General features: G+C 71.4%; 15 protein-coding genes. 10 read left to right on the top strand and 5 right to left on the bottom strand.

Translation table 11 applies throughout. The annotated features are described in order from the left end of the window. Nucleotides 1-53 precede the first annotated feature (53 nt). Nucleotides 54-275: a DUF1150 family protein gene (locus tag ACFW16_RS10790; RefSeq protein WP_380304794.1), complete on the bottom strand. Its 222-nt coding sequence runs from the start codon at nt 273-275 to the stop codon at nt 54-56. 22 nt (nt 276-297) lie between these two features. Then, nucleotides 298-762 (bottom strand): Hsp20 family protein, encoded by a 465-nt coding sequence (locus ACFW16_RS10785; protein ID WP_380304659.1) that lies wholly within the window; start codon nt 760-762, stop codon nt 298-300. A 186-nt stretch (nt 763-948) separates the two neighbouring features. Between ACFW16_RS10785 and ACFW16_RS10780 the strand changes: the two genes are divergently transcribed. After that, the gene (locus ACFW16_RS10780) at nt 949-1446 is read left to right on the top strand and encodes a Fur family transcriptional regulator (RefSeq protein WP_380304657.1); all 498 of its coding nucleotides are present in this window, start codon (nt 949-951) and stop codon (nt 1444-1446) included. On the opposite strand, the gene ACFW16_RS10775 is transcribed toward ACFW16_RS10780, so the two are convergent. Further along, nucleotides 1443-2225 carry an MBL fold metallo-hydrolase gene (locus ACFW16_RS10775; RefSeq protein WP_380304655.1) on the bottom strand — a complete coding sequence of 261 codons (783 nt, stop codon included), beginning with the start codon at nt 2223-2225 and terminating at the stop codon, nt 1443-1445. The genes ACFW16_RS10780 and ACFW16_RS10775 overlap by 4 nt on opposite strands. Nucleotides 2226-2427: 202 nt before the next feature. Here ACFW16_RS10775 and ACFW16_RS10770 point away from each other — a divergent pair, with 202 nt between their 5' ends. The 8 genes from ACFW16_RS10770 to ACFW16_RS10735 all read left to right on the top strand — a co-directional run bounded on the left by ACFW16_RS10770 (nt 2428) and on the right by ACFW16_RS10735 (nt 8044). Continuing rightward, nucleotides 2428-3396, top strand: coding sequence for a CobW family GTP-binding protein (locus ACFW16_RS10770; protein WP_380304653.1), 969 nt, complete (start codon nt 2428-2430; stop codon nt 3394-3396). Beyond that, complete coding sequence (locus ACFW16_RS10765; protein ID WP_380304651.1) at nt 3393-4421, top strand: WD40 repeat domain-containing protein; 1029 nt, start codon at nt 3393-3395, stop codon at nt 4419-4421. The genes ACFW16_RS10770 and ACFW16_RS10765 overlap by 4 nt, the downstream gene beginning before the upstream one ends. Further along, on the top strand, nt 4418-4714 hold the full coding sequence (locus ACFW16_RS10760; RefSeq protein WP_380304649.1) for a hypothetical protein: 297 nt from the start codon (nt 4418-4420) through the stop codon (nt 4712-4714). Before ACFW16_RS10765 ends, ACFW16_RS10760 begins: the two co-directional genes overlap by 4 nt. A 40-nt stretch (nt 4715-4754) precedes the next feature. Continuing rightward, complete coding sequence (locus ACFW16_RS10755) at nt 4755-5162, top strand: GFA family protein (RefSeq protein ID WP_380304647.1); 408 nt, start codon at nt 4755-4757, stop codon at nt 5160-5162. Nucleotides 5163-5293: 131 nt separating this feature from the next. Next, on the top strand, nt 5294-5464 hold the full coding sequence (locus tag ACFW16_RS10750) for a hypothetical protein (protein ID WP_225771051.1): 171 nt from the start codon (nt 5294-5296) through the stop codon (nt 5462-5464). Beyond that, nucleotides 5461-6219, top strand: a complete 759-nt coding sequence (locus tag ACFW16_RS10745; protein WP_380304645.1) for a metal ABC transporter ATP-binding protein — start codon at nt 5461-5463, stop codon at nt 6217-6219. Before ACFW16_RS10750 ends, ACFW16_RS10745 begins: the two co-directional genes overlap by 4 nt. Nucleotides 6220-6224: 5 nt before the next feature. Next, nucleotides 6225-7091, top strand: coding sequence for a metal ABC transporter permease (locus tag ACFW16_RS10740; protein WP_380304792.1), 867 nt, complete (start codon nt 6225-6227; stop codon nt 7089-7091). 20 nt (nt 7092-7111) lie between these two features. After that, complete coding sequence (locus ACFW16_RS10735) at nt 7112-8044, top strand: metal ABC transporter substrate-binding protein (protein WP_380304643.1); 933 nt, start codon at nt 7112-7114, stop codon at nt 8042-8044. Nucleotides 8045-8203: 159 nt separating this feature from the next. Here ACFW16_RS10735 and ACFW16_RS10730 read toward each other — a convergent pair whose 3' ends face one another. After that, nucleotides 8204-9229 (bottom strand): TIGR01620 family protein, encoded by a 1026-nt coding sequence (locus ACFW16_RS10730; RefSeq protein WP_380304641.1) that lies wholly within the window; start codon nt 9227-9229, stop codon nt 8204-8206. Next, on the bottom strand, nt 9226-10614 hold the full coding sequence (locus ACFW16_RS10725) for a YcjX family protein (RefSeq protein WP_380304638.1): 1389 nt from the start codon (nt 10612-10614) through the stop codon (nt 9226-9228). The genes ACFW16_RS10730 and ACFW16_RS10725 overlap by 4 nt, the downstream gene beginning before the upstream one ends. Before the next feature lie 148 nt (nt 10615-10762). Between ACFW16_RS10725 and ACFW16_RS10720 the strand changes: the two genes are divergently transcribed. Then, nucleotides 10763-11551: a YdcF family protein gene (locus ACFW16_RS10720; protein WP_380304636.1), complete on the top strand. Its 789-nt coding sequence runs from the start codon at nt 10763-10765 to the stop codon at nt 11549-11551. Nucleotides 11552-11579 lie beyond the last annotated feature (28 nt).

Here is an 11579-nt window from a genome sequence, read left to right as displayed (position 1 = left end):
AAGCCCCGCCGGCGGCGGGGCTTTCGCATCAGCTCATCGGAAGGAGCGACGGGTCAGTGGGCGCTGACCGGCTCCATGTCGTTCTGGCGGACCACGGCGAAGGCGAGGTCGCGGTCCTTGACCACGGCCAGCGGGGTGCCGTCGGCGCCGTGCACGGCGAAGGCGGCCTCGCCCTCGACCACCACCGGCTTGACGAAGGCGATCTGGTTCAGCCCGATCGCCGCGAAATCGGTCGGCGACATCTGGGTGAAGTTCGGAATGGCGTCGGTATTCATGATGGTCACCAGGTGTTTCGGTTCACCCTTCGACGTCGGTCGAGACGTCGATCGCGGTCTTGCCGTTGGGTTTCGCCGCGGAGCGGTTGATGGCGATGGTCCGGACCTTGCTCTCCGGCATCGGCCGGCGGAGATCGATGTTCAGGAGCCCGTTGTCGAGCGAGGCCCCGGTCACTTCGATGCCCTCGGCCAGCACGAAGGCGCGCTGGAACTGGCGGGCGGCGATGCCGCGATGCAGGAACACCCGCTCCTTGTCGTCGGTCTGCTTGCCGCGGACCACCAGCTGGTTGTCCTCGATCTGCACCGTCAGATCGGCATCCGTGAAGCCGGCGACCGCCAGTGTGATGCGCAGCTGGTCCTCGCCGAACTGCTCGATGTTGTAGGGCGGATACCCGTCGCTCGGCGTCCTGCCGATCCGGTCGAGCGTCCGCTCGAACTGCTCGAAGCCGAGCAGGAGCGGGCTGTTGAACAGCGACACCCGCGTCATGGTCACTCCTCCTGAGAGCGAGCTGCCGGAACCCCCGGCTCGGGCGGCCCGGTTCCCCGGCGCCTGCGGAGCGGGGACCACGCGGCATCCCCACTCCCGTTAAACAGGAAATGGGGGGTGACCGGTCGGTTTCAAGATCGGGCAGGGCGTGGCGTTGGGGAGGGGCCGCATGCTATCACTCGACGCATGAGACAGAAGCTGGAAGCCGCGTCGGCGGCGGCGAAGGGCAAGGCAGCGAAAACGGGGGCGGGCACGACCCGGCGCGGCCGGCCCCCGCGGGCCGGGCTGTCGCACTGGCAGCAGCGGGTGCTCGACCTGGTGCGGGCCAGCGCCGAGCCGGCCAGCGCCTACGACATCCTGCGCGAGATGAAGGGCGACGGCATCACCGCGCCGCCGGTGGTGTACCGGGCGCTGAAGGGGCTGCTCGACCGTGGCCTGGTGCACCGGATCGAATCGCTCAACGCCTATGTGGTGTGCGGCGGGCCGGACCACCACCACACCCACCCGGCGCAATTCGCCATCTGCCGCGAGTGCGGCCGGGTCGAGGAGATCACCGATCCGGCGGTGGACGGGCTGATCGAGGCCTGGACCGGGCGGATCGGCTTCGTTGCCGACAGCCGGACCATCGAGATCCTCGGCCGCTGCCGCGACTGCGCCGCCGGCGCGGTGGCCGCTGCCGGCTAGCCCGCCGGGCTGCAGCTCTTCGCTGCTTCGGCCTTGGCCAGCTGGTGGGTGTGGGACAGCAGCCCGGCGTCGCCGGTCTCGCCATGGCCCGGCACCACGACCTTGGCCGCCTTGCCGTAGCGGGCGATCACCGCCTCGACGGATTGCGGCCAGCGGCAGACGTCGGATTCGGGGACGGTGACGAGATTGGCCTGTTCGGCCGCCCGGATCATGCAGCCGCCGAACAGCACGGCGCTGTCCGACAGGAAGGCGACGGTGTTGTCGCGGGTGTGCGCCGGGCCGGGATAGAACAGCTCGATCGTGCGGCCGCCGCCGGTGATGGCGGTCGATTCGCCGCTCCAGCTGCGTTGGATCGTGCCGGCGCCCGCGGCCTCCTTGACCGTCTCGTCGCGGGCCAGGGACCAGCCGCCGCGGGCATGCACCGCCGCCAGGCCGGACAGCCGATCGTCATGCGCATGCGTCACCACCAGGTTGACCGGCCGGTTCGGCGCGATCTCCGCCACCCGCTCCAGCAGCGCCACGGTCTGCGCCGGGCTCCAGGCGGTGTCGATCAGCAGCACCTCCTCGGGCCCGATCACGGCCAGGCCGTTGGACGAGACCCAGCCCTGCTCCAGCTTCTTCCAGCTGGTGTGCAGCCAGACACCGTCCGCCAGCTCGCGGAAACCGAGCGGCGGCGGCGCCTCCGCGTCCTGGGCCAGGGCCGGCCGAATCAGGGCTACGGACAGGCCGGCGGCGCAGCCATGCAGGAAGGCGCGGCGGGACGGGGCGGGAACGGGCATGTCGGTCCTCGGATGACGGACGGCAGGCTGCCGCCCGGCGTCGTCCCTCGCGGAGAATCTGGGCGATTCTGGGGCGCGATGCCGGGTCGGCGATCGGATGCGATGTCCGTGCATACCATCCTATCGACCTATGGGCGACAGGCTTGCGTCCTGCTATTATGTTATATAATAACATTTAAATCTCCGAAGCCCGAGGCTCCCCATGTCCCGCATCCCCGTCACCCTGCTGACCGGCTATCTCGGCGCCGGCAAGACCACGCTCCTGAACCGCATCCTCTCCGAGGCGCATGGCCGGCGCTACGCCGTGATCGTCAACGAGTTCGGCGAGATCGGCATCGACGGCGACCTGGTGGTCGGCGTCGACGAGGAGGTGTTCGCGCTGAACAACGGCTGCCTGTGCTGCTCGGTCCGCGGCGACCTGATCCGGATCATCGGTGGGCTGATGAAGCGGGCCGGCGGCTTCGACCGCATCCTGGTCGAGACCACGGGCTTGGCCGACCCGGCGCCGGTGGCGCAGACCTTCCTGGTCGACGACGAGGTGCGCGAGCGCACCGCCCTCGATTCGATCGTCACCGTGGTCGATGCCCGCAACATCGAGGCACGGCTGGGCGACAGCGACGAGGCGGAGGAGCAGGTGGCCTTCGCCGACACCATCCTGGTCAACAAGACCGACCTGGCGGACGAGGCCGGCTTGGCGACGGTGGAGGCGCGGCTGCGCGCCATCAACCCGGTGGCGCGGCTGCTGCGGACCCGGCGCTGCGACGCCGATCTCGGCACCGTGCTGGACGGCGGCGCCTTCGACCTCGACCGGCTGCTGGCGCTCGAGCCCGACCTGCTCGACGGCCACGGGCACCATCACCACGAGCATGACGAGGGCGTCGGCAGCGTCTCGTTCCGGCTCGACCGGCCGCTCGACGGCCGCCGCTTCGTCGACTGGATCGGCATGCTGCTGGCGATCCGCGGCGCCGATATCCTGCGCAGCAAGGGCATTCTCGCCTTCGCCGGCGAGGACCGGCCCTTCGTGTTCCAGGGCGTGCACATGCTGCAGGAGGGCGACTTCGCCCCGGCCTGGCGGCCCGGCCAGCGGCGCGAGAGCCGGCTGGTGCTGATCGGCCGCAACCTCGATGCGGCCGTGCTGCGGGCCGGCTTCGAGAACTGCGCCGCGGCATGAGCCTGCTGCTGCCGCCGCGTGCCCTGGCGGAGGAGAAGGGCACGGTCTGGACCTGGCCGGCGCCGGTGGTGGCCGCGGCCTTCGACGCAGCCGGGCACCTGGCCTTCGGCCTCGGCGACGGCACTGTCCGCCTTGCCTCGCCCGGCGAGCGCGAGGCGGTGGCCGTGCCGGCGCATCGCGGTGCCGTGCTGGCGTTGACGCCTGATCTCGGCGACGGCTTTCTCAGCGGCGGTGACGACGGCCGGCTGCTGCGGGTCGCGCCGGACGGAGCGGTGGCCGAGATCGCCGAAGTCCCGGGCCGCTGGATCAGCGCCGTCGACGCCGCGCCCGTCACCGGGCGGCGCCTGGCCGTCGCCGGCAGCGAGGTGCTGGTGTTCGATGCGGATGGGGCGCCGGTGACGCGGCTGCAGGGCTCGGCGGGGCTGGACGGCGCCGCCTTCGACCCGCGCGGCCGGCGCATTGCCGCGGCGCATTACGGCGGCGTCACCGTCTGGTCGCCGCGGAAGCGCGCCTGGGCCGCGAAGCTCTACGCCTGGCAAGGCGCTCACCTCGCCGTCATCTGGCATCCGCGGTCGCGCTTCGTCGTCTCGGCGATGCAGGAGAAGGCGCTGCACGCCTGGCGCCTGTCGGACGGCGTGCACATGCAGATGCCGGGCTATCCCACCAAGCCGCGGTCCCTGGCCTGGGCCGATGGCGGCAAGGCGCTGCTGACCTCAGGCTCCGAGGGTGTGGTGTCCTGGCGCTTCGCCGGCCGCGACGGCCCGATGGGCGGCACCGCCAGCGAAAGCGGCTGGGCCCGCGGCGTGCCGATCACCCGGGTCGCGGCGCATCCGCAACTGCCGGTCGCGGCCGCCGGCGCCAAGGACGGCTTCGTCGCTTTGATGCCGCTCGACGGCAGCGGCTATGTTCCGGTCCTGCGGCCGAACGGCGCCGCGGTCGAAGCGCTGGCCTTCTCGCCCGACGGACGCTGGCTGGCGGCGGGCGACGCTGGTGGCCGGGCGACGCTGGTCGACCTGCAGCCGTGAGGGGCCTGTCCGACGTCGCCACCCGCCGGGCCCGGCACTGGCCGGAGGCGCGGCGGGTGCTGAGCCATCCCGATTTCCACCACGGCTTTCGCGAGGCGCAGTCCGGCCGCCCTTTCGACCACCGCCGCGCCGACGCCCTGCCGCGGCTCGGACAGATCCGTTACGAGAACGGGCGCCAGATCGCGGCCGAATGCGCCGCCCTCGGCCTGGCGGTGGACTGGCCGTCGCCGGGCCATATCCCGCCGGCGCTGAAGCATCTGGTGCTGCGCCGCCTGCAGCCGGGCCGACGATAGGCTAGACTGCAGCCTGGTTCCATGCGGATCGGGGCGCGCCATGATGCGCATCGACGGCCGCTGCCATTGCGGCCATGTCGCCTATGAGGCGGAGATCGACCCGGAACGGGTGGGGATCTGCCACTGCACCGATTGCCAGGCGCTGACCGGCTCGCCCTTCCGGGTCACCGTGCTCGCGCGGCGCGAGGCCATCCGGCTGACCGGCCATGAGCCGAAGGTCTACGTGAAGACCGGCGACAACGGCCGCAGGCGGTTCCAGCATTTCTGTCCGGAGTGCGGATCGCCCGTCTTCACCAGCGGCGAGGGCGCCGATGCCGAGGAATGGGGCATCCGCTGGGGCGGCATCCGGCAGCGCGACCGGCTGGTGCCCAGGCGGCAGATCTGGTGCCGTTCGGCCGTGCCCTGGATCCATCACCTCGAGGATCTGCCGGGCAATCTCGCGGAGTGAGGCCTACGCCCTTGGTCGATATCGCTCGTCCGGCGCTTTCCGATATCGCAAAGATGTTATACATTAACGTCAATGGTGCCGCGCCCGCCGGGCGCTATGGTGCCGGACCTGTTCACGCCATCGGCTGACCCATGACCGTGTCGCATCACCACCCCGCCCATGCCGCCCGCCGGGCCGGGGAGATCGGGCCGTCGGCCCTGGCCGCGCCGGTCGGGGCCCGCCTGCTCGTCGCCTTCGCGTTGATCGCGGTGCTCTGGCTCGCCGTGGCCTGGGCCATGGGCTGGTTCGGAGGCGCGGCATGAGCAGTTCGTCCGCCATTGGCCGCATCCGCCTCGCCAACCTGACCGCCGGTTACGAACGGCACCCGGCGGTGCATCATGTCGACGGCAGCTTCGAGCGCGGGACGCTGACCGCCATCGTCGGCCCGAACGGGGCCGGCAAGTCGACCCTGCTGAAGACCATCGCCGGCCTGCTGGCGCCGCTGTCCGGCCATGTCGACCTGGGCGGCCTGCGCCGGCGCGACATCGCCTATCTGCCGCAGCAGGCGGAGATCGACCGCAGCTTCCCGATCTCGGTCGCCGACACGGTGCTGCTCGGCGGCTGGGCCCGGACCGGGATCTTCGGCGGCGCCTCGAAGGATCTGCGCCGCCGCGCCGCCGAGGCGCTGGAGGCGGTCGGCCTCGGCGGCTTCGAGGCACGGCCGATCGGCAGCCTCTCCGCCGGCCAGTTCCAGCGCGTGCTGTTCGCCCGGCTGCTGCTGCAGGACGGGCGGGTGATCATGCTGGACGAGCCGTTCACCGCGCTCGACGCCAAGACGACGCGCGACCTGGTCGACGTGGTCCGGCGCTGGCATGGCGAGGGCCGCACCGTGATCACGGTGCTGCACGACCTGGACCAGGTGCGCGAGGTCTGCCCGGACACGCTGCTTCTGGCCCGCGACCCGATCGGCTGGGGGCCGACCGGCGACGTGCTGTGCGCCGAGAACCTGCTGCGCGCCCGCACGATGGCCGAGGCTTGGGCCGACCGCGGCGAAGCCTGCCGGCGGAGCGCGGCGTGACGGCGATGTGGGACTTTCTGGTCACGCCCTTCCTCGACTACGCCTTCATGCAGCGGGCGCTGGTGGCCTGCCTGGCGCTGTCGCTGGGCTGCGGCCCGGTCGGCGTGCTGCTGGTGCTGCGGCGGATGAGCCTGGTCGGCGATGCCATGTCGCATGCGGTGCTGCCGGGCGCCGCGGTCGGCTTCCTGGTGTCTGGCCTGTCGCTGTGGTCGATGGGGCTGGGCGGGCTGATCGCCGGCTTGGCCGTCGCGCTGCTGGCTGGCGCGGTCACCCGGATGACGGCGCTGCGCGAGGACGCCGCCTTCGCCGCCTTCTACCTGATCGCCCTGGCCGCCGGCGTGCTGATCGTCTCGACCCGCGGCAGCAATGTCGACCTGATCCATGTGCTGTTCGGCACCATCCTGGCGGTCGACGACGCGGCGCTGCTGCTGATGGCCGGCATCGCCACGGTGACGCTGGTCGCGCTGGCCCTGTTGTACCGGCCGCTGGTGGTGGAATGCTTCGACCCCGGCTATCTGCGCATGGTCGGCGGTGTCGGCGCCCTGGTGCACTTCGCCTTCCTGGTGCTGGTGGTGCTGAACCTGGTCGGCGGCTTCCAGGCGCTCGGCACCCTCATGGTGGTCGGGCTGATGATGCTGCCGGCGGCGGCGGCGCGGTTCTGGAGCCGGTCGCTATGGTCGCTCTTCGCCTGGGCGGCCGGGATCGCGCTGCTCTCCGGCTATTCCGGCCTCCTGGTCTCCTATCACGGCAGCCTGCCGTCCGGTCCCAGCATCGTGCTGACCGCCGGCGGCTTCTACCTGCTGTCGCTGATCTTCGGGACGCATGACAGCCTGCGGGCCCGATACCTGCCCACCGCGCATTTCGCGCACTGAACTCCCAACGGAGCCATCGCATGAGGATACCGTTCCGCGCCGGCCTGATCGGCCTGTCCCTTGCCGCCCTGTCGCTGCCCGCAGCGGCGGCGGACAAGCTGTCGGTCGTCACCAGCATCACCGTCCTCGCCGACATCGTGAAGCAGGTCGGCGGCGACGATGTCGAGGTCCGCAGCCTGGTCGGCCCCAATGGCGACGCCCATGTCTACGAGCCGACGCCGCAGGACGCCCAGGCGGTCACCAAGGCCGACCTCATCGTCGTCAACGGGCTGGAGCTCGAAGGCTGGATGGACCGGCTGGTCACGGCCTCCGGCACCAGGGCCAAGATCGTGGTCGCGAGCCAGGGGATTGCGACCCTGCGCGCCGAAGAGGAAGACCACGAAGCCCATGACGACCACGCAGGCGAGGGGCACGATCATGGAGGCCTCGATCCGCACGCCTGGAACAGCGCCGCGAACGGCGCGATCTACGCCGCCAACATCGCCAAGGCGCTGGAGGCCGCGGACCCGGCCGACGCCGCGACCTATCAGGCCAACGGCGCCAAATACGTGGCCGAGCTGAAGGATCTCGACGCCTGGGCCCGGCGCGAGGTGGCGACCATTCCGGAGGGCAAGCGCAAGGTCATCACCAGCCATGACGCCTTCGGCTATCTCGGTGCGGCGTACGGCATCGAGTTCCACGCCCCGGTCGGCTTCTCGACCGAAAGCGAAGCCTCGGCCGGCGACATCGCCAAGCTGATCGACCAGATCAAGCAGGAGCACATCAAGGCGGTGTTCATCGAGAACGCGACCGACCCTCGCCTGGTGCAGCAGGTGGCCAAGGCCTCCGGCGCCGAGATGGGCGGCGAGCTCTATGCCGAGGCGCTGTCGACCGCGGATGGGCCGGCTTCGACTTACGCGAAGATGTTTCGGTATAACATTTCGCTGCTGGTCGCAGGGATGAAGCAGAACTGAGGCTGGGGCTTTGGTTGGGTTCGCAGTCGCGAGCCCAAACCACTCACTTTTCAACCTGTCGTGTCCAAGCTTGACCCGGGCATCCAGAGAGCGTCGGCACCCTCTGGATTGCCGGGTCAAGCCCGGCAATGACAGGAAAAGTGTGACCGGACTCTCGGCCTAACCCTTCCCCTTCGGCGCCGCCTCCGCGCCGAAGATCGCCTTGGCCAGGCTCATCGTGCCGGGCGGGGTGTCGCGCAGGTAGGGCAGGGGGCGGCACACCTTCATCGCGGCGACGCCGATGCGGACGCTGAGGATGCCGTTGATCGCGCCCTCGCCGGCGCGGCGGCCGAAGGCGCGCAAGAGGCCGGCGCCCAGGAAGTCGCCGAGATAGTCGTTGGCGGCCTCGATGCCGCCGGCGATCAAGAGCGTCGTCGCCACCCGCCGGACCAGCGACAGCGTGGCGAACAGGCCGGGGCGGAAGCCCTGGATCTCGGCGATGCGCCGGATCATCCGCAGGTTCAGCGCACCGGACACGACCATGTCGACGACGGCGAAGGGCGTCACCGTGGTGATCAGCGCCGTACGCCGCGCCGTGGCGGCGATGGCGGCGCGGCAGGCGGCGTCGATCGGCCGCTGGGCGTGCAGCTCCAAAAGGCCGATCAGCTCCGCAGGGTCGCGCAGCTCGTCGCGCTCGCGCTCCAGGCGCGCCAGCCCGTCGGCCGCCGGGCCGTCGGCGTGCAGCCGGCGGAAGCGGGCGATCACGGCATCGGCCGCGGCGGCGTCGCCGCCCGTGGCCGCCCGGCCCAGGCTGCGGATCTCCTCGACCCGGCCGAGCCGGCGCAGCGCCAGCAGCTCCCACCCCGCCCAGACCAGGATGCCGGCCCCGGCGACGGCCAGCAGCGCCAGTGTCACGGCCTGCAGCGGCCCGCCCTGGCTCAAGAGGTCGGTGACGAGCCGCTCGACCCAGAGGCCGATGCCGAGACCGACCAGACCGACCAGCGCGCCGAAGGCGATGCGCAGGGCGACGCTGCCGGGGCTGCGGCGGCGGCGCAGCCCGGGGTCGACCGCCTCGGGCGCGGCCGGGACCGGTGCGTCCTCCACCGGCACCGCCTCGGCCTTTTCGAGCGCAAAGACGGCCGGGGCGCGGCCCCGGTCGCGTTCGGATTCCGGCGGCTGGTCGAGGATCAGGGGCGGCCGGGTCATGCCAGATCCTCCCCGATCAGGAACTGCAGGGCACCGTCCAGCCGGATATGCGGCCAGGGCTGGCCGTCGGCGCCGAGATCGGCCGGCGGCAGGAATCGCTGGGCGCCGAATCGGCCGCCGCCGCGGGCCTCGCGCAGGCTGCGCGGCAGCGCGCCGGGATAGGCCGCGACCGGCTTGCCGCCCGGCTCGATCACCCCGGCGACGCAGCGCAAGGTCTCGCCCTCGTGCTTGACGTCGACCTCGCGGGTGGCGCGCAGCGAGGCGATCGCCATCGATCGGGCGGTGGCGCCCTGGAAGGCGGTGCGGCGGACGCTCTGCTGCAGCAGCTCGTCCATCAGCCCGACCAGCGGCTCGTGTCCCTCGCGTGGCAGGTGGTCGGCCTTGGTGGCGGCGAACAGCACCTTGCGGATCCGCGACTCGAACGGCCACAGCCAGTTGATACCGCCGGTCTTGAAGCAGGTCAGGATGTCGTCCATGGCGCGGCCCAGATCCTCCAGGCTCTCCGGCCCGGCGGCGAGATGGGCCAGCAGGTCGACCAGCACGATCTGCCGGTCCAGCCGGCTGAAATGGTCGTTGAAGAAGGGGCGGATCACCTTGGCCTTGTAGGCCTCGAACCGCTCCTCCATCAGCCGCCACAGCGACCCGCGCGGCGTCTCGCGCGGCCGCGACAGCGGGCAGAAGGTGAGGGCGGGGGACCCCTCGAGGTCGCCCGGCAGCAGGAAGCGGCCGGGCTGCAGCCGGCTCAGCGGGATCGCATGGGTGCGGCAGCCGCGCAGATAGTCGGTGTAGAGCCGCGCCGCTTCGATCGCGTCGGTCTCCTTGGCCGGTCCGGCGGGATCGAGCTTGGCGATGGCGTCGCGCCAGGCCTGGGACAGCGGCGCCCGCACCCCGGTCGCGGCCAGGGCCAGCGTCTCCTCCGCCCAGGCGGCGTAGTCGCGCTCCAGCAGCGGCAGGTCGATCAGCCATTCGCCGGGATAGTCGAAGATGTCGAGATGCAGCACCTGGTCGCCCAGCAGGCTGCGCAGGCCGCTCTTCGGCGCGAAGCGCAGCGACAGGCGCAGCTCGGCCACGTTGCGGGTGCCGGCCGGCCAGTCCGGCCCATTCTGAACTCCACTTCCGCCCGCGCCGGTCAGCCGGGCCACCGCCTCCTCATAGGCGAAGCGCGGCAGCTCCAGATGCGGCTGCGGCCGCAGCACCGCGGCCCGCAGCCGGTCCTCGGCCACGGCGTCGAGCAGCCCGAAGCGCCGCGGATCGGTCAGCCCGTGCACCAGCGCGGCGATGAACACCGATTTGCCGGAGCGGCTCAGCCCGGTGACGCCGAGTCGGATGCGACGGTCGAACAGCTCGCCGGCCCGATCGAGAAGGTCGGTGGGGAACAGCTCCATGAACGGGCGGCGGGCTCCGGTGGCTGGGACGCATAGCCTAGCCCATGTGCGGGCGCGGCGCCTCCGCGTCAAGCCGCGCATGGCTCCGCGGATTGCATCTTCGGCCGCAATCCGCCATTGCTCGGATGGGGCGCCGGATGGGTGGGCCGTGTTCTTTTTCCTGTCGAAACTGATCTGGTTCTTCATCCAGCCGCTCGGCCTCGTGCTGCTGGCGCTGCTGCTGGCCACGGCCGGATTCCTGTATCGCCCGCGGCGCCTGGCCCGGCGGCTGGTGATCGCGCTGACCCTGGCCTTCGCCGCGGTCTGCCTGCTGCCGGCCGGCGATCTGGTGATGCTGCCGCTGGAGAACCGTTTCCACAAGCCGGACCGGCTGCCGGCGACGCTGGACGGGATCATCGTCCTGGGCGGGCCCGAGCAGCCGGTGCTGTCCGGCGCCCGGGGCGAGCCGATGCTGGGCGGTGCCGCCGAGCGGCTGTTCGCGGCGCTCGATCTGGCCCGGCGCTTCCCGGAGGCGCAGGTGGTGTTCTCCGGCGGGCTGGGCGATCCGTGGAACGGCATCCCGCCGCAGTCGGACATCTTCCGCGACACCATGCTGATGGCCGGGCTGCCGGAGCAGCGGATGGTGCTCGAAGGCCAGGCCCGGAACACCGACGAGAACGTGCTGCTGCTGAAGCAGATGCTGCAGCCCCAGCCCGGGCAGAACTGGGTGGTGATCACCAGCGCCTATCACATGCCGCGGTCGATGGGGCTGTTCGCCAAGGCCGGCTGGAAGGTGGTGCCATGGCCGGTCGACTATCGCGGCCTGCCGCCGACGCTGCTGCCGCGGCCGGATCTGGTCGAGCAGTTCGAGGTGCTGAACATCGCGGTGCATGAATGGATCGGCTTGGTCGCCTACTGGGGGACAGGCCGCATCGACACGCTGTTCCCCGGACCCTGACCGGACCGCTATAGCTGGGGGATCGCCG

This window comes from Inquilinus sp. NPDC058860, assembly GCF_042743185.1.
GTDB lineage: Bacteria > Pseudomonadota > Alphaproteobacteria > DSM-16000 > Inquilinaceae > Inquilinus.
This window is presented reverse-complemented; position numbering and strand designations above follow the sequence as displayed.

Bases quoted from the DNA above. Each gene is read 5' to 3' on its own strand.
- ACFW16_RS10770 (WP_380304653.1), top strand. From the start codon at position 2,428: ATGTCCCGCATCCCCGTCACCCTGCTGACCGGCTATCTCGGCGCCGGC.
- ACFW16_RS10780 (WP_380304657.1), top strand. From the start codon at position 949: ATGAGACAGAAGCTGGAAGCCGCGTCGGCGGCGGCGAAGGGCAAGGCA.
- ACFW16_RS10740 (WP_380304792.1), top strand. From the start codon at position 6,225: ATGTGGGACTTTCTGGTCACGCCCTTCCTCGACTACGCCTTCATGCAG.
- ACFW16_RS10730 (WP_380304641.1), bottom strand. From the start codon at position 9,229: ATGACCCGGCCGCCCCTGATCCTCGACCAGCCGCCGGAATCCGAACGC.
- ACFW16_RS10725 (WP_380304638.1), bottom strand. From the start codon at position 10,614: ATGGAGCTGTTCCCCACCGACCTTCTCGATCGGGCCGGCGAGCTGTTC.
- ACFW16_RS10785 (WP_380304659.1), bottom strand. From the start codon at position 762: ATGACGCGGGTGTCGCTGTTCAACAGCCCGCTCCTGCTCGGCTTCGAG.
- ACFW16_RS10755 (WP_380304647.1), top strand. From the start codon at position 4,755: ATGATGCGCATCGACGGCCGCTGCCATTGCGGCCATGTCGCCTATGAG.
- ACFW16_RS10750 (WP_225771051.1), top strand. From the start codon at position 5,294: ATGACCGTGTCGCATCACCACCCCGCCCATGCCGCCCGCCGGGCCGGG.
- ACFW16_RS10765 (WP_380304651.1), top strand. From the start codon at position 3,393: ATGAGCCTGCTGCTGCCGCCGCGTGCCCTGGCGGAGGAGAAGGGCACG.
- ACFW16_RS10735 (WP_380304643.1), top strand. From the start codon at position 7,112: ATGAGGATACCGTTCCGCGCCGGCCTGATCGGCCTGTCCCTTGCCGCC.
- ACFW16_RS10775 (WP_380304655.1), bottom strand. From the start codon at position 2,225: ATGCCCGTTCCCGCCCCGTCCCGCCGCGCCTTCCTGCATGGCTGCGCC.
- ACFW16_RS10790 (WP_380304794.1), bottom strand. From the start codon at position 275: ATGAATACCGACGCCATTCCGAACTTCACCCAGATGTCGCCGACCGAT.
- ACFW16_RS10745 (WP_380304645.1), top strand. From the start codon at position 5,461: ATGAGCAGTTCGTCCGCCATTGGCCGCATCCGCCTCGCCAACCTGACC.